Consider the following 21,702-nt stretch of genomic DNA (forward strand, 5'->3'; position numbering starts at 1 on the left):
TCATTGGTTCTCCTCACGCGGCGGCGTGCCGCCGAGGAAGTCGGCGAGGGAGATCGAGCGCGGTGGTGCCACGTCGGTCACCGGGCTTGGTGCCTCCACGTCGCCCGCCGAGCCCGGCACTTCCACATCGCCCACCGAACGCTCGTCCCAGCCGGGCGACTGGGGGACGCTGTCCACGCCCGCCATCGACCAGGCGCCGTCGGAGTCCGGCTGGGACAGTGCGTCGTCGTCATCGTCCCAGCGCGACGAGTTGGCCGCGGGCAGGGAGTCGAACACCCGCCACGCGACGGCCGCGGGCACGTCGATCTCGGTGGTGGGCGCGTACACCGGCAGCTCGTGGCCGAGCTCCCGCAGCGCACGGTGGAAGCGAGCCGCGACGCCGTCTTCGGTACCGGCGTAAGCGGTCATCAGCGCGATGGCCGGGAGTGCGCCCTGCCCGGCGGCGCGGCGGAACGGCTCGGAGGCCACCACCAGCTCGGCCAGCGCGTCACCGCCGATCTCGATGGCGCGGCCGTCCAGCAGATCGATCCGGACCCGGCTGACCGACACGTCGGCGACGTCGATCCGGAAGGTCCCGGCGGGCCACGACGCGGAGCCGGCCGCCACCGCGTCGGTGAGAGAAGCGTCTGCGGAGGCAGCGGCATCCGTGCGGAAGGTGATGCCCACGACCTCGTCGCCGTGCCGCAGCGGCGCGACGTGCACCTGGTCCACCGGGAAGCCGACCTGGCCCCGGGTCGTGCGGGAGGCGTCGTGGTCGACGCCGCGCACCTGGCGCGCGACCGACTCGAACGTCCGCGTCCCGCCGTCCTCGGTCACGGCGATGACCGGCTGCCACACGTCGAACCGCTCGGCGAGGGCGCGCTGGAACTCCTGCACGGCGGCACCGGCGGGAGAGCCGAGCAGGACGATGCGGTTCGCGTCGTCCGGCAGCCACGTCGACGCGCCGACCAGGCCCGCGAGCCCCCGTCCGGTGACGGTCAGCTCGCGACCGTCGAGGAGGTTGATCCGGAAGCCGTCGGCGTCGCCGGGCACCGCGATGCGGAACTCGCCGCGCGGACCGGCCGGCACCGGCGCACCGGTGAACGACACGGCCGCGGTCCGGCCGTCGACGACGAACTCGTCGACGTCGACCTGCGGCACGCTCACGATGTGTGCCCGGCCGTCGGCGGAGTGGCCGACCAGCGACGGCAGTCCGGAGTAGACGGTCCAGTCGCCGCCGGGGGTGATGACCGGCGTGCGCACGTGGAAGGCCGAGGCGAGCTTCGCCTGGAACTCGCGCACCGCGCTCGGTGCGCCGTCGGTCACCACCAGTGCCGTCGGTGCGCCGGTCGCGTTGAGTTCGCGGAACGCCGAGGACGCCACGAGCACCTTGGCGAAGGCACGGCCGTCGACCGTGAGCTGCCGGCCGTCGGCGAGCGTGATGCCGAACCGGTCCGCCGCGGCGCGGACGTCCACGCCGGCCGAGCCGCTCGGCCACTGCTCCGTCGCAGTCCACTCGCGACTGTCGGTGAAGGACAGTCCTGCCGGACGGTCCTCGTGGTGCACGAGGCGCGAACGGACGTCCTCGGCGCGGAAGGGGGAGACCCGGCCGGTGGCGTCCGTGCCGAGCACCAGCGCGGACCCACCGGAGAACGTGTTCCAGCGGCCGTCGTGGTGCAGCGCGGTCATCGCGTGGCCTTCACGCACGCCGATGTGGACCGACGCCGTCGACGCGAGCACGGGGAGGTCGTTGCCGAACGAGGCCGAGAGGGCGTTCTGGAAGTCGTGCGCCCCCTCACCGGCGCGGTCGTCGCCCACGCTGCAGACGATGAGCGCGATCGCCTCCGGGCGGTCCGAGCCGCTCATCCGTTGCTGGAACGGTTCCAGCCGCCGCAGGAGGTCGGCGAACGGCTGCCCGTGCAACGACAGCATCGCGCCGTCGCGGTCGTGGATGCGGAAACCGGAGCACGTACCTGCGGCGTCGAAGCTGTGGCCGACGATGAAGAACGTGTTCTCGGGCCACGGTGCCGGGCCGGACCGGACATCGAGCCGGCCTTCGACCGCGTTGACGTCGTCGACCCCTTCCGGCAGCTCGGACATCGTGTCCCTGCGACCCACCTCCGCCCACGCGTGAGCGGCCGCCACGTCGTTGTCGTTCAAGCCGAACACGACACCGATGGCCCGGCCGTCGTGGACGAGCGGCTCGACCCGCACGTTCGCGGGAGGCACGTCGACGTAGTCGGACAGGTCGATGCGGTACGCCTGGGCCGGCCGGTCCAGCGGCTGCTCGGGGAACTCCCGCCAGATCGCGTCGGGCCCGGCAGCCTCGGTCGCGGACGCCGTCACCCGCGCCTCCGCGCCGAGCCGGCCGGTCAGCGCCGCCTGGAAGTCGTGTGCCGCACCGCCGGGCCAGGCCAGCGCACCCGCCTGCGACGCCAGCAGCGTCACCTCGCGCGCCTGACCGAACAACGGCGTCGTCGCCAGCAGGTCCGCGAACGCCGCACCGACGAGCGTGACCCGCGTCCCGTCCGCCAGCGTCACGTGGAACCGCTCGGCGTCACCGTCCACCGCCACCTGGAACGGCCTCGCCTCGGGCACGTCCACCGCGCCCTGGTACGACACGCCCACAACGGTGTCACCGTCACGCATCGGCTCGGCCGCGACCTCTGCCGCCGTGAACAGCCGGACCCTGCCGGTGTCGTCGATGCCCGCGACCGCGTCGCCGAACCCGCGCCAGTGTCCCAGGCCGTCCTCGGCCACCACGGCCGTGTCGCGGCCGAACGTGGCCAGTCCGCGCTGGAAGTCGTGCGCCGCACCACCGGCGTGACCGAGCACGCCCGCGCTCGTTCCCGCCAGCGCGACACCGGCCAGTGCCTCCGCCGACAGGAACGGCCTGGACTTCGCGACCAGCTCGGCCAGCACCCCGCCGTCGACGGTGATGTGCGACCCGTCCTTCAACGTCAGCCCGAACCGGTGTGCGCTCGCGTCCGCATCGACGTGGAACACACCGCCCTGCGCCGCCGTGACCGGCACCGCGACCCGATCCGTGCCGCCGCGGAACGTCACGCCGACAGTGCGCCCCTCGGACGTCAGCGCGTGCCCGGCGACGTCACCGCGACGGAACGACCGGGTCTCACCGGACACCGCGTCCACACCCGTCAGCACCGTCCCGAGACCGAAGAGCCGTTTCACCAGGGAACGGCCGGACTTCAGCTCGGCACCGCGGTCGGCCGTCGTGGCCTCGGGCGCGGGAGCTTCCGCGTGCTCCGGCTCGGCCACGACGCGACGCCACTCCCCCGCGTCGTGCAGGACGGTGCCCGCCGATGTCTGTCCCGACGCCGCCAGCAGCTCCAGGTCGTTGGTCGGCGCGTAGACAGGCTCGGTGCGGCCGAACTGTTCGTGCAGCACGCGGTGGAAGGCTTCCGCGGCACCGCCGGGCGCGCCGGCGTTGGGCACGAGCAGCGTGATCGCCTCAGGTGCGCCGCCGTAGGCCTGCTGGAACGGCTCCGAGCGGGCGACGATCTCGGCCAGCGTGGCAGCGTCGACCACGACCTTGCGGCCGTTCCCGGTCTCGACCAGCAGGTCGGCGCCGCTGAACTCCACGGCGTCGACGTGGAAGGTGCGGGCGGGCCACGGCGTCTGTGCGGTCCGGGACTCGGTCGCCTCGGCGAGGTCGAACTCGTCCGCGCCGAGCAGATGGGTGGTGCCGGCGCCACCGCCCGCGGTGGCCCACGCCTGGGTGTCGAGGCGTTCGTCGCCGGTGCGGAACGTGACGCCGACGACCTGGTCACCGTGCCGCAGCGGGGCCGTCGAGATCGTGCCCGGCTGGAACGTGATGGGACGGCGGCCACCGTCCCCGTGCCTGAGTTCGACGCCCGACAGCGGCCTGGACAGCGTGTCGAGCGTCTGGAACGTGCGCAGCGTGCCGTCCTCGGCGACGGCCGACACCGGCTGCCACACCTCGAACCGCTTCGCCAGGGCGCGCTGGAAGTCGTGCGCGGCGCCGCCGGGCGCGTCGATCTCTCCGGCGGCCGAGCCGAGCAGGGTGATGCGCTCGCCGGTCAACGGGCCCGTGCCGGACACGATCTCGGCCAGCACGCGGCCGGACACGGCGACCTGCCGTCCGTCCTTCAGCCGCACGTCGAACCGTTCGCGGGTGCCGGAGACCGCGACGCTGAACTCGTCCGGCGCACCGCCGGGCACCGGGTCGCCGGTGAACGACACCCCGGCCGTGCCGCGGCGGTGCACCACGTCGGGCCAGGTGAAGAGCTCCACCCTGCCGTCCGCGTCGGTTCCGGCGAACTGTGCCGGTTGGGCGTGCGCGGTCCATTCACCGTCGCGCTGGACCACCGCGGGCACGTCGAGGCCGAAGGTGCGGGCCACGGCACGCTGGAACGCGCCGAGGGCGTGCTCGGAACCCGAGGACACCACGAAGGCCGCCGGTCGCCGGACAGCGGCGATCTCGCGGAACGCCGGGGAGACCATGACCATCTTGGCCAGCGCGCGCCCGTCGACCGTGACCGTCCTGCCGTCGGTCAGGGTGACCGAGAAGCGGTCACCCGACGCCGCCACGTCCAGGCCGATCGCACCGGCCGGCCAGCGCGCCGCGTCGACCGGACCACGACCGTCCGCGAAGGACAGTCCGATCGGGCGGTCCCCGTCGCGCACGACCTGCGAACGGACGTCCTCGGGGGCGAACGCCGTCAGGCTGCCCGTGCCATCGGCGCCGAGCACCTGCCCGTAGCCGGCGGAGAAGGTGAGCCAGGTGCCCCTGTGGTCCACCGCGGTGGCCGCGCGCCCGTCGCGCAGTCCGATGTAGACGGGCGCGGTCGGCGCGAGCACCGGCATGTCGACCGCGAACGTGGTCGACAGCGCCTGTTGGAAGTCGTGGGCCGCACCGCCGGGCCAGTCGTCACCGACGGTGCAGACGATGAGCGCGATCGCCTCCGGGCGGTCCGGGCCGCTCATCCGTTGCTGGAACGGCTCCAGCCGCCGCACGAGATCGGCGAACGACTGCCCGTACAGCGACAGCGCGGCACCTTCTCGGTCATGGAGGCGGAATCCGGACGAGTCACCCGACGCGAAACTGTGCCCGATGACGAAGAACGTGTTCTCCGGCCACGGCGCGGGACCTGACTGCCCGTCGAGCGCGCGCGCCATCGTGTCGGCGCCGACACCTTCCGGCAGCACGGAGGTCGTGTCCTTGCCGTCGGCCGCCGCCCACGACAGCGCGGTGTCCAGGCCGTCACCGTCCACGCTGAACGTGACCCCGATGACCCGTCCGTCCTTGACCAGCGGTACGGCGTGCACGTCCGAGGCGCCCACGTCGATGTACTCACTGCGCTCGAAGTGGAACGCCTGGATCGGGCGGTCCAGCGGGACCGCCGGGAACATCCGCCAGCCGGGGTCCTGCGCGAAGGCCGTGATCTCGTCGGCGTCCTCGGCGATGGTGGCCAGACCGTCACCGTCCGCCTGCGGCGTCAGGTCGTTGGCGGGTGCCACCACCTTGGTCTCCGCACCGAGCCGGTCGCTCAGCGCCGCCTGGAAGTCGTGCGCCGCCCCACCGCGCCAACCGGTGGAACCCGCCCGCGACGCCAGCAGCGCGATCTCGCCCGCGCGTCCTTCCCGTGCCTGGCCGAACAGCGGGGTCGAGGTGAGCACGTCCGCGAACGCCGAACCGCCCAGCGCGACCCGAGTGCCGTCGGCCAGGGTGAGCTGGAACCGGTCGAACTGGTTGTCCACCGCCACCACGGCCGAGTCCGCACCGGGCGCCCGCATCGACTCGTCCGCCGGGCCGCGGAACGACACACCCACCACGGTGTCGCCGTCGCGCACCGGCTCGACCGGCACGTCGGTCGCGTTGAACAGGCGAACCCGGCCGGTGCCGTCGGTTCCCGCCACCGCACCGCCGAACCCGCGCCAGCGGCCCAGGCCTTCCTCCGCCACCACGGCCGTGTCGCGGCCGAACGTCGCCAGCCCGCGCTGGAAGTCGTGCGCCGCACCACCGGCATGACCGAGCACGCCCGCACTCGACCCCGCCAGCGCCACTGCGGCCGGCGTGCTCGCCGACCGGAACGGCTTGGCCTTCGCGACCACCTCGGCCAGCACCCCGCCGTCGACGGTGACCTGAGAGCCGTCCTTCAACGTCAGCCCGAACCGGTGCGCACCCGCGTCGACGTCGACGTGGAACACACCGCCCTGCGCCGCCGTGACCGGCACCGCGACCGGATCCGTTCCGCCGCGGAACGTCACGCCGACGGTGCGGCCCTCGGACGTCAGTGCGTGCGCCATGACGTCGCGGCGGCGGAACGTGCGAGCCTCGCCGGATGCCGCGTCCAGGCCCGCCAGGACCGTCTCGCGGTCGAAGACGCGCTGCACCCAGGAACGGCCGGACTTCAGCGCGGCACCGCGATCGGCCATCGGCACCCGATCAACGGGGGCTTGGCCGACGGGCGCTTGCTCATCGGGTACCGGCACGGGTGCCTCGGTCTGCTCGGCAGCGTTCCGGGTCTCCGCCTTGCGGTCCGCCGCGTCCAACCAGGCGGCCAGCCGCGCGGACATGTCGGACGCGCCGGCGGGCGGTTCGAACCGGCGCACCTCACCGGCCGGGTCCACACCGTGCGGGCGCCCTGACAGCGTCACGAACCGGTCGCCACCACGATCCGTCCCGGCGGCCGGGCGGACGACGCGTTCGGTGACGTCGGCCGAGCGGTCGTGCACCGTCCAGCCGTCCTGGGCCGACACGATCGAGACACCGTCGCCACCGGCCACGCGCACCGCGCCCCTGGGCTCGAAAACCGCCTCGGCGTCACCGAACTCGCGGCTGAGGGCGTGCTGGAAGCTCGCGCCCTGGGTCGGCCCGGCAAGCGGGGTCGACGCGGCGAGCACGATCGGTGCCGCACGACCCATGCGCGCGAGGCCGGCGAAGGCCTCGACGTTGCCGACCACCCGTGCGAACGCCGGGCCGTCCACGTGCAGCGTCCGGCCGTCGTTGGTGTGCACGACGAGTGAGCCGTCCACATCGGACTGGACCGACACGAAGAACGTGCGCTCCGGCAACCGCAGGCCCGCCACCACGGGCTGCCCGGCGTCGATGCGCCCGGCGTCGATGCGCCCGGTGCCGTCCGGCCAGAACGACGCGCCGACCGTGCGGTCACCGTGCATGATCGGCGCCGACCGCACGGCGGCCGGGTCGAACGCGGTCCACGTGGACTCGCCGGGCACGCGGCCGAGCACCCGCGCCGGGCCCGACGAGAACTGCTCCCACCGGCCGCCGTCGTTGACGTGACTCTCCCAGGTCTCGTCCCCGGGACGCACGTGGACGCCGGCCTCGGTGGTCGGCGCGACCACCGGCTGGCGGTACCCGGCCTCGGCCAGCGCGCGCTGCAGGTCGTAGGCGGCACCGCCGCCACCGCGCATGGCGCCCACCTCGCAGGCGAACAGCGCCAGCGTCTCCGGGTCGTTCGCGGCCATCGCGTCCCGGAACGGCCGCAGGTCGTCCAGCACCTTGCCCAGGACGTCGCCGCGCACCCGCACGGTCCGCCCGTCGGTGAGCTCCAGGGTCACGTCGGAGGGACTGCCGTGGCCGACGACGTAGAGCGAGCGATCGGGCCACGGCGCGGGCACCGCACCGTCCCGTCCGTCAGCCAGCTGCCGCACGCCGTCCGTGGCCATCTGCTCGTCGCGTGCGAAGGGAAGCGTCGTCCCCCGGTGCGGCGTCGCCATCCATTCCGTGTAGCTGTGCAGCTCGGGCCCGACCAGGAAGGTCACGCCCAGCGGGGCACCGCCGGGTCCGGTGAGGACGGTCGCGCGCACCTGACCCGTGCGGAAACTGGTCTCCCAGCCGGTCACCGTGTCCGCCCGCAGCTCCAGGTTCTCGACCACGGCCGGCTCGGGGAACGTCCGCCACGCGCCGCCGCGGTCCATGACGATCTGGCCACCGCGCTGGAACCAGGCCGTGCGCAGGTGCACGTCCGCCGTCGGCGCCACCACCAGGTGGTCGCGCCCGGCCGCGGCCAGCGCCTGCTGGAGGTCACGGGCGGCCGCGCCGGCACCCGACCGGTCCGCGAGCAGCACCAGCGAACCGCTCTCGTTGACGTTCGTCATCCACCGGAATTTGTCCAGGCCGGACAGCACCCGCCCGAAGGTCGAGCCGTCCACGTTGACGCGCGAGCCGTCCTTCAGCCTGAGCTCGAAGGAGTCCTCGGCACCGCGCACCGCGACGTACATCGCGTCCTTGCGCCACGGCGACACGGTCCGCTCAGCACCCTTGCTGCTCGGGAACGCCTCCGGGTTCACGAAAGTCCGCAGGTGCTGGGCACGCGGCTCGTTGGCCCACCGCACGGAGCTGGCCCACTCGTCGCCGCTCAGGAACGTCAGGCCGACGGGCTTGTTGTTGCGCCACAGGTGATACGCCCGCACGTCGCCGGCCTCGAACCGCCGCACCCCACCGTCCGGGTTCGCCCCGTGCAGCCGCCCGGACCCGGACTCCACCGCGGACGGGAGCACCAGGTCGGGTCCGGACGTCGCCGCACCGTCGCCCCGCCCGGCGTGGCCGGTGTCCTCGCCGGAGTGCCCGGCGCGCTCGGCTCCGGGAGCCGAGTGGTCGTGGACGTTCCAGCCGTCCTGGGCTCGCACGACCGGGGTGCCGTCGGCGGCGAACTCCAGCCGGGCCGCGCCGCTGGTCTCCCAGACCGGCTCGGCGAAGCCGAACTCGCGGGCCAGGGTCTCGCGGAAACCACGACCGGGGGTCGTCCCCTCCAGCGGGGTCGACGCGACCAGCGCGACCGGCATCCGCGGCCCGGCGCCCGTCTCACCGCGGAACAGCTCGGTGCTGCCGACCACCCGCGCGAACGTCGTGCCGTCGACGTGCAGCTGCCTGCCGTCGCCGGTGCGCACCACCAGCAGACCATCCACATCGGACGGCGCCGTCACGTAGAACGTCCGCTCCGGCAGTCGCGCACCCGGCACGGAGCCGGGATCCGGACCGTCCAGTCGTGCCGTGCCCTCGCCGAACGACACACCGATCGTGCGGCCTGCCGTCACCAGCGGCGCCGACCGCACAGCTGCCGGATCGAACGAGACCCACCGGGCGTCCCCGGCCGGCCTGCCCAGCGCCCTGGCCGGTCCCGACGAGAAGTGCTCCCAGCGCCCGTCGCCGCGAACGTAGCTCTCCCACGTCTCGTTGCCGCGGTAGGCGTGCGCACCGGCCTTGTCGGTCGGCGCGACCACCGGCTGGCGGTAGCCGAACTCGCTCAGCGCCTGCTGGAAGTCGTGGGCGACACCGCCCGCTCGCCGATACGTTCCCGTCTTGCACGCCAGCAGGGTCAGCGCCTCCGGGTCGTACGCGGTCATCATGTCCCGGAACGGCCGCAGGTCCTGCAGCACCCTGGCCAGTACGTCACCCGTAACAGTGATGCTGCGCCCGTCGACGAGCTCCACGCCGACGTTGCGGTGGCTGCCGTGGGTGATGACGTACCCGGCACGCTCGGGCCACGGCGTCGGCCGCGTGCTGTCCCGGCCCTCGCTCACCTCCTGCCGCGCCCACGCGCGCACGTCAGCGCCATGGGGCACGGAGGACGTCCTTCCACCGTCCGGGTACGACATCGTCACCAGGTAGTCGTGCAGGGCGGCGCCGACCAGGAAGGTCGTCCCGATCGGAGTGCCCTCCGAGCCGAGGACGACGGTCGAACGCACCTCGCTCGTGCGGAACGACACCGGTAGCCCGATGTCCGCACGCCCCGTCAGTTCGATGTCGCCGATCACGTCCGGCATCGGGAACGCCCGCCAGGAACCGCCCCGGTCCAGCACGATCCGGCCACCGATCGGCGACCACACCGGCGGCAGGTGCACGTCCGACGTGGGCGCCACCACCAGGTGGTCCAAGCCCGCGTCCGCCAGCGCCCGCTGGAAGTCCCGCGCCGCCTCACCGGCTCCGGACCGGCCCGCGAGCAGCACGACCGAACCGCTCTCGTTGAAGAAGGTCATCTCGTGGAACCGGTCGAGCTCGGCCACCATCCGGCCGAAGGTCGCCCCGTCCACATCCACCGGCGAGCCGTCGGTCAACCGCAGTTCGAAGGAGCTCTCCCCGCCACGCACCGCGACGTACATCGAGTCCTCGCGCCACGGTGCGCTGCTCGGCCGGGCGCCCTCGCCGCCGGGGAACGCCGACGGACCGTCACCCTCCGGGTGCACCAGCGTGTGCAGGTGCTCGGACGTGACCGTGCTGCCCCACGACAGCGAAGCGGACCGCTCGGCACCGGACAGGAACGTCAGGCCGACCGGCTCACCGGCGTGCCGCATCGACCGGACCTCGACGTCATCGAGCTGGAAGCGGCGCACCTGCCCGTCCGGGCCCACACCGTGCAGCCGCTGGTTCGTCCACGGCGCCTGCTCCGGCGAGAGGGCCGACGGGGCCCCGTCCGTGCGCGAGCCGCCGGTTCCGGGGTCCATCAGATCGGTCACGCCCCGGACCGGCCTGGCCGAGGACCACGTCACCCGCTCCGGCGCGACGGAGGACAGCGTCAGGTCGCGGTCGGCCGAACGAGCCGGTCCAGCCCCGCCCTGCGCGGCCGTGGCCTGTGCGGCTCTGGCCCTGGCCGCGTCCTCGAGGGGATTGATGACGCGGTCGCGCACACCGGCCGCGTGGTCGTGAACCGTCCACCCGTCCTGGGTCCAGACCAGCGGGGCACCGTCCTGGGCGGTCAGCAGCCGGGCCAGGCCCCTGGACTCGTGCACGATCTCGTGGACGCCGAACTCCCCGCGCAGGGTCTCGTGGAAACCACGGCCCTGGCTCGGCCCGTCCAGCGGGGTGGAGGTGACCAGCGCGATCGGCATCCGCGGCCCGGCGCCCGTCTCACCGCGGAACAGCTCGGTGCTGCCGACCACCCGCGCGAACATCCTGCCGTCGACGTGCAGCTGCCTGCCGTCGCCGGTACGCACCACCAGCAGACCGTCCACATCGGACGGCGCCGTCACGTAGAACGTCCGCTGCGGCAAGCGCATGCTCTGCACCGAGCCGTGTCCCGGCTCGCCCCACTTCGCCGCGGGCTGGTCGCCGCCCTCCCAGAACGACACGCCGACCGTGCGGCCCGCCCGCACCAGCGGCACCGACCGCACGGCGGCCGGATCGAACGAGACCCACCGGGTGTCCGCGGGCAGCCTGCCCAACGCGCGTGCCGCACCAGACGAGAAGTACTCCCACTGCCCGCCGCCACGCAGGTAGCTCTCCCACGTCCCGTCACCGCGGTGCGCGTGGACGCCGATGTTGTTGGTCGGGGCGACCACCGGCTGGCGATGCCCGAACCCGGCCAGTGCCCGCTGGAAGTCGTGGGCCACCCCACCTGCTTGCCTGACCTCACCTGTCGCGCAGGCCAGGAGGGTCAGCGCCTCGGGGTCACGCCCCGCCATCAGCTCCCGGAACGGCCGCAGGTCGTGCAGCACCGTGGCCAGGTGCGCACCGGTCGCCGCGATGGTGCGCCCGTCGGTGAGCTCGAGAGACACCACGTCGGAGTTGCCGTGAGCCACGACGTAGGCGGAGCGCTCCGGCCAGGGCGCGGGCCGCGAGCTGTCCGTGCCGCCGCGCAGCTCCTGTTGCACCAGTGACCGGGTGCTCTGCCCCTCCGCCACCGGCAGCGTCGTACCGCGGTGGGGATGGGACATGTTCTCCAGGTGATGGTGCAGGTCGGTGCCGATGACGAGGGACATCCCGATCGGGGCGTCGCCCGGGCCGGTGATCACGCTCGCACGCACCTGGCTCGTGTGGAAGTGCGCCGGCGCTCCGTCGAAGGTCCAGGCGGCCACGGTCACGCCGTCGATCACGTCGGGTGTCGGGAACGTCCGCCACTCACCACCGCGATCCAGGACGATCTGGCCGCCGCTGCGCCAGAACGACCCCGTCTGCAAGTGCACGTCCGCTGTCGGCGCCACCACCAGGTGGTGCCAGCCCTCGGCCGCCAGCGCCCGCTGGAAGTCCCCGGCCGCGCCGTCCGTCCCCGACCGGCCGGCGAGCAACACCAGCGAACCGCCCTCGTTGCCGAAAGCCAGCTCCTGGAACCTGGTCAGGCCGGCCAGCATCCGGCCGAAGTTCGTCCCGTCCACGCGCACCGGCGAGCCGTCGGTCAACCGCAGCTCGAAGGAGTCGTCCCCGCCGCGCACCGCGACGTACATGGAGTCCTCGCGCCACGCAGCCACGGACGGCTGGGCGCCGTCGCTGCCCGGGAACCCTGACGGACCGTCGCCCTCCGGGTGCACGAACGTGCTCAGGTGCTCGCCGCGGGGCGCACTTCCCCACGACAGCGAAGCGGATCGCTCGCCGCCGGTCAGGAACGTCAGGCCGATCGGCGTGAGCCGGCGCCACATCTGCGCGACCTGTACGTCATCGGAACGGAAGCGGCGCACCTGCCCGTCCGGGCCCACGCCGTGCGGCTGCTGGTTCGTCCACGGCGCCCGTTGCGGTGCGGGCAGGGCCGCACCTGTGCCGGAACGACCGGCTCCGGGGTCCATGAGGTCGACGTCGTCGCGGACCGTCCCGGCGGACGACGAGCTCACGTCGACGTCGTCGCGGACCGTCCCGGAGGACGACAGCGTCAGGTCTCCGTCGGACCGGCGAGCGCCGGCACCCTCGACCGGAAGCACGACGCGTCCGTGCGCATCGGGGGTCTGGGAGTACGAGGTCCAGCCGCCCTGGGTCCACACGACCGGGGTGCCGTCGGCGCCGGTCAGCAGGCGGGCCGCGCCCCTGGACTCGTGGACCGGTACGGGAACGCGGAACTCCCGGATCAGGGTCTCGCGGAAGCCGCCGCCCTGGGACGGCGCGTCCAGCGGGGCCGAGGTGACCAGGGCGATCCGCAGGCGCGGCCCGGTGCCCGATTCGGTGCGGAAGACCTGGCTGTTGCCGACCACCCGCGCGAAGGTCCGGCCGTCGAGGTGCACCGTCCTGCCGTCGTTGGCGCGCACCACGATCTGACCATCCACATCGGACTGGGCGACCACGTGGAAGGTGCCCGGTGGCAGCACCGTGCCGCGCACCGGACCGGAGCCGGGTTCGCCCGGCCGTACCGCGGGCTGGACACCGTTCTCCCAGAACGACACGCCGCTCACGCGGCCCGCCAGCACCAGCGGCGCCGACCGCACGGCGGCCGGGTCGAAGGAGACCCGCCTGGGGTCGTCCGGCACCCTGCCCAGCGCCAGCGCCCGGCCCGAGGAGAACTGCTCCCACCTGCCGTCGTTGCGCAGGTAGCTTTCCCAGGCCTGACTCGGCCGCATCCGGTGGACACCGCTGGCGGTGGTCGGGGCGACCACCGGCTGCCGGTGCCCGAAGCCGGCCAGCGTCCGCTGGAAGTCGTCGGCGAAGGCGCCCGGCCCCCGCGCCGCCCCGGTCTCACAGGAGAACAGGGCCAGCACTTCCGCTCCACGGCCTGTCATCAGCCCGTGGAACGCCCGCAGGTCGTGCAGCACCGCGGCCAGGACGTCACCGCTCACCAGGACGGTGCGTCCGTTGGTGAGGTTGATCGTCGCGAACGTCGGCGCGCCGTGCGCCACGACGTAGGTGGAGCGCTCCGGCCAGGGCGCCGGCGCTCCGGCCACGCCATCGCGCTCCTCCCTGGCCACCCGAGCCCGGAGGTCCTCCCCCGGCGCCAAGGTCACGGTCGTGCCGCGGTGACTGCCCGACAGCTGCACCAGGTTGGTGAACAGCTCCCTGCCGATCAGGAAGGTCATGCCGACCGGAGTGCCGTCATGGCCGTTGATCATGTTCACGCGCACGTCCCTGGTGCCGAACGGCACCTGCATTCCGCCGGGGGTCCGCGCGGTCAGCCTCAGACCGGCGACCACCTCAGGCCTCGGGAACGCCTGCCAGGCACCGCCGCGATCCAGGACGACCTGACCGCCGACGGTTCCGGCCGCCCCGGTCCGCAGGTGCACGTCCGCCGTCGGCGCCACCACCAGGTGCAGCAGGCCCACGTCCGCCAGTGCCCGCTGGAAGCCCTCGGCCGCCCCGCCGAGCCCGGACCGGCCCGCGAGCAGGACCAGCGTCCCGCTCATGTTGTTCAGGGCCATCGTCCGGAAGGCGATCAGGTCGGCGACCACACGCCCGAAGACCGATCCGTCCACGTGCACCGGCGCGTTGTCCCGCAGCCGCAGCTCGAACGAGTCCGGCCCGCCGCGCACCGCGAGGTACATCGCGTCCTCACGCCACGGCGACGTGGCCTGCCAGGTGCCCTCGGTGCCGGGGAAAGTCGAGGGTCCGGTGCCCTCCGGATGCACCAGCGTCCGCAGGTGCTGGTTGGCGGGCCCTTCGGCCCACGACAGCGAGTCCGACCGTTCAGCGCCGGACAGGAAGGTCAGGCCGATCGGCTGGCCGGCGAGCGTCAGCTCCTGCACCTGCACGTCGCCGGGCATGAACCGGCGCGGCTGCCCGCCGACGTCGATGCCCTGCGCGGTCCGCGCCACCGGTTCCGACGGGGAGACGCGCGGCACCTCACCCGTGCGGGATCCGCCGGGGCCGGGGTCCATCAGGTCGAGTTCGTCGTGGACGATCCGGCCGTCGCCGGGCTCGAACAGCCTCGGCGAGGACGACTCGCCCCGCTCCACGGCGGACGAGAGCGTCCCCAGCTCACGGTCGGCCGGACGGGAAGGCCCTGCTCCGGCCTGCTCGCTCCCGGGCAAGGCCGCGACCTCGGACGCACGGGTCACACGGCCGGACGTGCCGGCAGCGTGGTCGTACACCTTCCACCCGTTCTCGGCCCACACCAGCGGGGCGCCGTCCTCTGTGGACAGCAGGCGGGCCGTGCCCTTCGGCACGTAGACCGATTCCTGGGCACCGAACTCCCGGAGCAGGGTCTCGTGGAAACCACGGCTCTGGCCCGTCGCGGTCAGCGGGGTGGACGCGACCAGTGCGATCGGCATCCCCGGTCCAGTGCTCGTCTCACCGCGGAAGACCTCGGTGTTGCCCACCACCCGCGCGAACGTCCTGCCGTCGACGTGCAACGTCGTGCCGTCGCCGGTGCGCACCACCAGCGAACCGTCCACAGCGGACTGCGCGGACACGTGGAACGTCCCTGGCGACATCCCTGCCGCCGGCACCGCGCCGTGACCGGGCTCGCCGGGCTTCGGGGCGGGCTCGGAGCCCTCCCAGAACGACACGCCGACGGTGCGGCCCGCCGTCACCAGCGGCACCGACCGCACGGCGGCCGGATCGAACGAGACCCACCTGGTCTCCTCCGGCAGCCTGCCCAGCACTCGCGACGAGCCCGAGGAGAACTGCTCCCACCGCCCGCGGCCTGACTGGTAGCTCTCCCACGTCCCGTCCCCGCGATGCAGGTGCGCGCCGACGCTGATGGCCGGGGCGACCACCGGCTGGCGATATCCGAGGTCGGCCAGCATCCGCTGGAAGTCGCGGGCCACCCCACCCGGTCCGCTGACCGCGCCCGTCTCACAGGCCAGCAGGGTCAGCGACTCCGGGTCACGCCCGGCCATCAGCTCCCGGAACGGGTGCAGGTCCTGCAGCGCCATCGCCAGCACGTCACCGGTCGCCGCGACGACGCGCCCGTCGGTGAGCTCGAGAGTCACCCTTTCGGCGTCGCCGTGGACCACGACGTAGGCGGAGCGCTCCGGCCACGGCGCGGGCCGCGAGCTGTCCGTGCCGTCACGCAGTTCCCGTTCCACTCGCACCTGGGCGCTCTCGCCCCGTGCCAGGTTCACCGTCGTCCCGCGGTGGGGATGGGCCAGCTTGTCCATGTACTCGTGCAGGTCGCCGCCGACGAGGAAGGCCATCCCGACCGGATCGCCGTCCGGGCCGAGGACCACGCTCGAACGCAGCTCGCTCGTGTGGAACCGGGTCTGCTTTCCGTTCTCCGTCACCGCGGGCAGGCTCACGCCGTCGACGACGGGCGACTCCGGGAACTTCCGCCACTCACCGCCGCGGTCCAGGACGAGCTGGCCACCGTGGCGCGCCCACGACCCCGTCCGCAGGTGCACGTCGGTGGTCGGCGCCACCACCAGGTGTTCCCAGCCTTCGTACGCCAGTGCCGACTGGAGGTCCCTTGCCGCGGTGCCGAGCCCCGTCCGGCCCGCGAGCAGCACCAGCGAACCGCTCTCGTTGAAGACCGTCATGTCCTGGAACTTCTCCAGGCCGGCCAGCAGCACCCCGAAGTTCGACCCGTCCACGCGCACCGGCGAGCCGTCGGTCAGCCGCAGTTCGAAGCCGTCGGCGCTGCCCTCGACCGCGATGTACATCGAGTCCTCGCGCCACCGGGCCGTGGCCGGCCGGGCGCCGTCGCCGCCCGGGAACCCCGACGGACCGTCACCTTCCGGGTGCACGAACGTGCGCAGGTGCTCGCCACTGGGCGCGCCTGCCCACGACAACGAGGCGGACTGTGCGTCGCCGGTCAGGAACGTCAGGCCGACCGGCGTGCCCCTGCGAGTCATCTCCTTGAACTGCACGTCATCGGGCTGGAACTGGCGCACCTGCCCGTCCGGGTCGATGCCCTCCGGCAACGAGCCCACCCACTCCCCCGGTTCCCTGGGAGTGGGGGACGGGGCCCGGCTCGGTCCGGGTTCCATCAGGTCGGTGTCGTCCCGGATCGCCCGTGCGGAGGACAGCGTCAGGTCACGGTCGCCGCCTCGGTGCGGGCGGGCCGCGTCCCCAGGCGGGTCGACCGGGTCCGCGTACGACACACCGATCGAGCGGTCGCCGCTCAGGACCGGCGTCGACCGCGACCCACCCGGCTCGGCCGGGATCCGCCCGGCCTCGTCGTCCAGGCGGTTCGGTGCCCACTCCCAGCCGGAGGAGAACGACTCCCAGCGGCCACCCCTGGACACGATGGATTCCCACGCGGTCTCGGAGGCGTCGAAACCGAAACGGACCGGTGCCGTCGGTGCCACCACCGGCTGGCGATACCCGAGGTAGGCGAGCGCCTGCTGGAAGTCGAACGCCACACCGCCGTCGTGCCGGTCCGCACCGGTCCAGCAGGACAGCAGGGTCAACGCCTCGTGCTCGCGCGCGGCCATCAGGTCGCGGAACACCCGCAGGTCCTGCAGCAGCTCCGCCAGCACGGCCCCGCGCACCTCGACCGTGCGGCCATCGGTCAGCTCGACCCTCACCCTGTCGCGGCTTCCGTGCATGGTCACGTACGCGGACCGCTCCGGCCACGGGGCGGGCTGCGAGAAGTCCGCCCCCTGAAGGATCTCGCGCTCGAGCCGCCGACCGGCCTCTCCCTCCGGCAGCAACGTCGTCGTGCCCCGATGCGGAAGCGCGAAGATCGCCAGGTCGTGCCGCAGCTGGTCGCCGGCCACGAAGGACACCGCCTGCGGCCTGCCGTCCGGGCCGTCGATCGAGGTGACCCGCACCTCGCCGGTGTCGAAGTTGGTGCGCTGCCCCCTGGACGTGCGTGCCGTCAGCGTCCGGTTCTCGATCACGTCGGTGGCCGGGAACGTCCGCCAGGAACCGCCCTGGTCCACGACGATCTGACCAGCACGCTTGAACCAGGCCGTCCGCAGGTGCACGTCGGTGGCCGGCGCCACGACCAGGTGCGGCCAGCTCTGCGCCGCCAGCGCCCGCTGGAAGTCCGGGGCGGCACGGCCGGCACCCGACCGTCCGGCGAGCAGCACCAGCGACCCGCCGGCGTTGCGCTCCGCCGCCCACTGGAAGGTCCGCATCTCGGACATCAGCCCCGCGAACGTCGACCCGTCCACCCGCACCCGCGAGCCGTCGCTCAGCCGCAGCTCGAACGCGTCCGCGTCACCGCGCACCGCGACGTACATCGCGTCCCTGCGCCAGTTCGCGGGGACCTCGGTGGCGCCCTTGCTGCTCGGGAACGACGACGAACCCTCCGGCTGCACGAAGGTCCGCAGGTGCTCGCCGCTGAGCTCGGCACCCCACCGCAGCGAGGCGGAACGCTCGCCACCGCCGAGGAACGTGAACCCGATCAGCTCCGCCGACGTGCCGCGCGGACCGGTCCGCGCCCGCATCGGCTCGACCCGGACGTCACCGGGTTCGAACCGGCGCACCTCACCGGTCGCGTCCACACCGTGCAGCCGCCCCGTCGAGGACGAGGGCGCGGACGACTCCCCGTGCTCCGCACCGGACCGGGGCATCCGACCTGGGACCGTGTCCAGTCCGGCGGTGGGACGGACGACGAGTTCGGTGACGTCGGCGGTGCGGTCGTGCACGGTCCAGCCGTCCTGGGTCCACACGGCCGGGGAGCCGTTCTCGGCGCGGCGCAGGCCGGCCGGGCCCATGGGCTGGTGAATCGGGTTCTCCACCCCGAACTCGCGGTTGAGGACGTGGTGGAAGGCGTTGCCCCAGCGCGGGCCGTCCAGCGGGCTGGAAACGGCCAACGCGATCGGTCCCGCCCCGCGGAAGCCCGCCATGCCCAAGCCGCGGAACGTCTCGCTGTTGCCCACGACCCGCGCGAACGCCGCACCGTCGAGGTGCACCGTCGCACCGCCGGTGGTGTGCAGGACGACCCGGCCGTCCACATCGGACTCCGCGGCCACGAGGAACGTCCGGGCCGGCAACGGCATGGTCCGTGCGCCATCGGGAACAGGCCCGATCTCGCCCTCGCTGTCCCGCCAGAACGACACACCGATCGGCCGGCCACCCCGCATGATCGGCGTCGACCGCACCTCGGCGGGCTCGACCGGAATCCACCGGGCCTCGGCGCGCAGTTCGCCCAGCGTCCAGGCCCGTCCCGACGAGAACTGCTCCCATCGGCCGCCCTGGACCACAACGGTGTCCCACGCGTCCGTGTGGTGCGTTCCGACGTGGACGTCCGTCGTCGGCGCCACCACCGGCTGCCGGTACCCGAACCCGGCCAGGGTCTGCTGCAGGTCGTACGCGACGCCGCCACCGTGCCGGTCCGCACCGGTCGAACAGGACAGCAGCGTCAGCGCTTCCTGCTCGCGCGTGGACATCAGGTCGCGGAACACCCGCAGGTCCTGCAGCAGCTCGGCCAGCGCGTCACCACGCACCTCGACCGTGCGGCCATCGGTCAGCTCGATCCTCGCGTTGTCGGGGTTTCCGTGCAGGGTCACGTAGGCGGACCGCTCCGGCCACGGCGCGGGCTGCGAACGGTCCTGCCCGCCGTACTCCGCCTTGTCCGCGAGAAGTGATGTCGTGCCCCGGTGCGGGAGCGACAGCTGCGTCACGTCGTGGCGCAGCTCCTTTCCGACGACGAACGACACCACCTGTGGCCTGCCGTCCGGACCGTTGATCGAGGTGACCCGCACCTCGCTCGTGTGGAACCTGGTCGGCCAGCCCCGCCCGTGCGTGCGCGCCTCGAGTTCCTGACCCACGACCACGTCCGCCAGCGGGAACGCCCGCCAGGAGCCACCGCGGTCGACGACGAGCTGGCCACCGCGTCCCGGCCAGTCCGTCCGCAGGTGCACGTCCGTCGTCGGCGCCACCACCAGCTGGTGCCAGCCGTTCGCCGTCAACGCCCGCTGGAAGTCCCCGGCCGCCCCACCGGCACCCGACCGGCCCGCGAGGAGCACCACCGAGCCGCCCGCGTTGGACTCCGCCATCGTGCGGAACGGCGTCAGCTCGGACACGACCTGCCCGAACGTCGAGCCGTCGACGCTCACCCGCGAGCCGTCCCGCAGCCGCACCTCGAAGGAGTCCTCGCCCCCGCGCACCGCGACGTACATCGCGTCCTTGCGCCACCGCGCGGGCACTTCCTGGGCGCCCTTGCTGCTCGGGAAGGCCGAGGTTTCCTCCGGCTGCACGAAGGTCCGCAGGTGCTCACCCCGGCGCTCGGCACCCCACCTCAACGAGGCGGAACGCTCGCCACCGCTGAGGAACGTCAGACCGACCGGCTCGGTGGACAGCCCCAGCGGACCGGTCCTGCGCCACATCCGCTGGACCCGGACCTCACCGGGCTCGAACCGGCGCACCTCACCGGCGGGATCGACACCCATCGGCCGCCGGTCCACCCACGGCGCCCGCTGCGGCGAGAGAGCCTGCTCGGGCTCGTCCGGGTGCCGCTGACCGGCCTCGATGTCCGACTGCGTGATCTCGGCGTCGGCGTCGGTGCGCTCGACCGGCCGCCCGCCGCCACCATCCTCCGCCGCATTGCGCCCATCGGCGCCGGCGTCAGCCAGCGTGATCTCCGCGTCGGCGTCGGTGCGATCCGGTGACAACGAAGGCGCGACGGCGTCCGCGTCGACAGTCCTCGTACCAGGCTCCTGCGGCACCCCACCGTCGGCCGGTGCGTCGGTGGTCGCACGGTGCTCGGTCCAGCCGTCTGCGGCCCGCAGAACCGGCGAGCCGTCCGCACCCGCCACGACCTCCACCGCGCCCCGCGGCTCGAACACCGTTTCGCGGAAGCCAAAGTCACGAACCAACGTGTCATGGAATCCGCGGACCTGCCCCGACACGTCCACCGGCGTCGACAGCGCCAGCACGACCGGAGCCTGATCCGCACCGCGGAACGCCTCGGACTCGCCGACCACCCGCGCGAGGACCGGACCGTCGACGACCACGGCGTCACCACGGGTGGTGCGCACCACGAACTCGCCCGCCGCGCCCGGCTCGACGTCCACGACGAACGACCGCTCCGGCACCGCACCGTTTTCGACCCGGCCGCTGGTAGCGGCCCAGGCCGAACCGGACGCCGCCGCACCGTCATCCCGGAACGACACACCGACCACCCGGCCGTCACGCAACACCGCAGCCGAACGCACATCCGCCGGCGCAAACGGCACCCACCGAACGTCGTCGGACAGCCTGCCCAGTGCCGACGCCGGACCCGACGAGAACTGCTCCCACCGGCCCCCGTCGACGATGTAGGTCTCCCACATCGTCATGTTCAACGTGTGCAGGTTGAGCGTCTTCGTGGGTGCCACCACCGGCTGGTGATAGCCGAGCCCGGCCAACGCCCGCTGGAAGTCGTCCGCGACGCCACCGGCGCCACGCACCGCACCGGTCGAGCAGGACAGCAGGGTCAACGCTTCCTGCTCGCGCGCGGACATCAGGTCCCGGAACGCGTGGACGTTGTGCAGCACCTCGGCCAGCACGTCACCAGTCACCGCGACCTTGCGGCCATCGGTCAGCTCCAGGAACGTGTGGCCGGGGAAACCGTGCAGCACCACGTACGCCGACCGCTGCGGCCACGGCGCCGGCTGCGGCACGTCCCGGCCCGCGGCGATGTCCTGCTCGGCCCGCTGGCCGTGGTCGCCTTCTGGCAGAAGCCACGTGGCGCCTTGCGGGCGACGCAGGTACGACATGTCGGCGCGCTGTTCCGCCCCGGTCGAGAAGGTCAACCCCACCGGCCTGCCCTGCCGATCGGTGACCTCGACGACCCGCACCTCACCAATGCGGAACTCGGTCGGCTCTCGCCTGGTCGTGAGCGCGGGCAGAACGCGGTCCTCGACCACGTCCGGTAGCGGGAACGCCCGCCAGGACCCGCCCTGGTCCACGACGAGCTGACCACCGCGGCTCAGCAACGGCGTCCGGAGGTGCACGTCGGCCGTCGGCGCCACCACCAGGTGGTCCCAGCCCTCGGCCGCCAGCGCCTGTTGGAAGTCCCGCGCACCCGCGCCCGCACCGGACCGGCCCGCGAGCAGCACCAGCGAACCGCTCCCGTTGTCCTTGGTCATGTCGCGGAACGGCGCCAACTCGGACATGACCCGGCCGAACGTCGACCCGTCCACCCGCACCTGCGAACCGTCGCCCAGCCGCAGTTCGAAGGCGTCGGCCTCGCCGCGGACCGCGACGTACATCGC

The 21,702-nt window shown here is 73.3% G+C and carries 1 protein-coding gene (only partly in view); it reads right to left on the bottom strand.

The features are described 5' to 3' along the window. On the bottom strand, positions 1-21,702 hold the 3' portion of the coding sequence (locus OG205_RS16600; protein WP_330277147.1) for a hypothetical protein. The gene runs 14,391 nt beyond the window's last position; the window shows 21,702 of its 36,093 coding nt (coding positions 14,392-36,093); its start codon lies off the right edge, out of view — the gene reads right to left on this strand; the stop codon is at positions 1-3.

Source organism: Lentzea sp. NBC_00516 (genome assembly GCF_036346835.1).
Taxonomy (GTDB): domain Bacteria; phylum Actinomycetota; class Actinomycetes; order Mycobacteriales; family Pseudonocardiaceae; genus Lentzea; species Lentzea sokolovensis.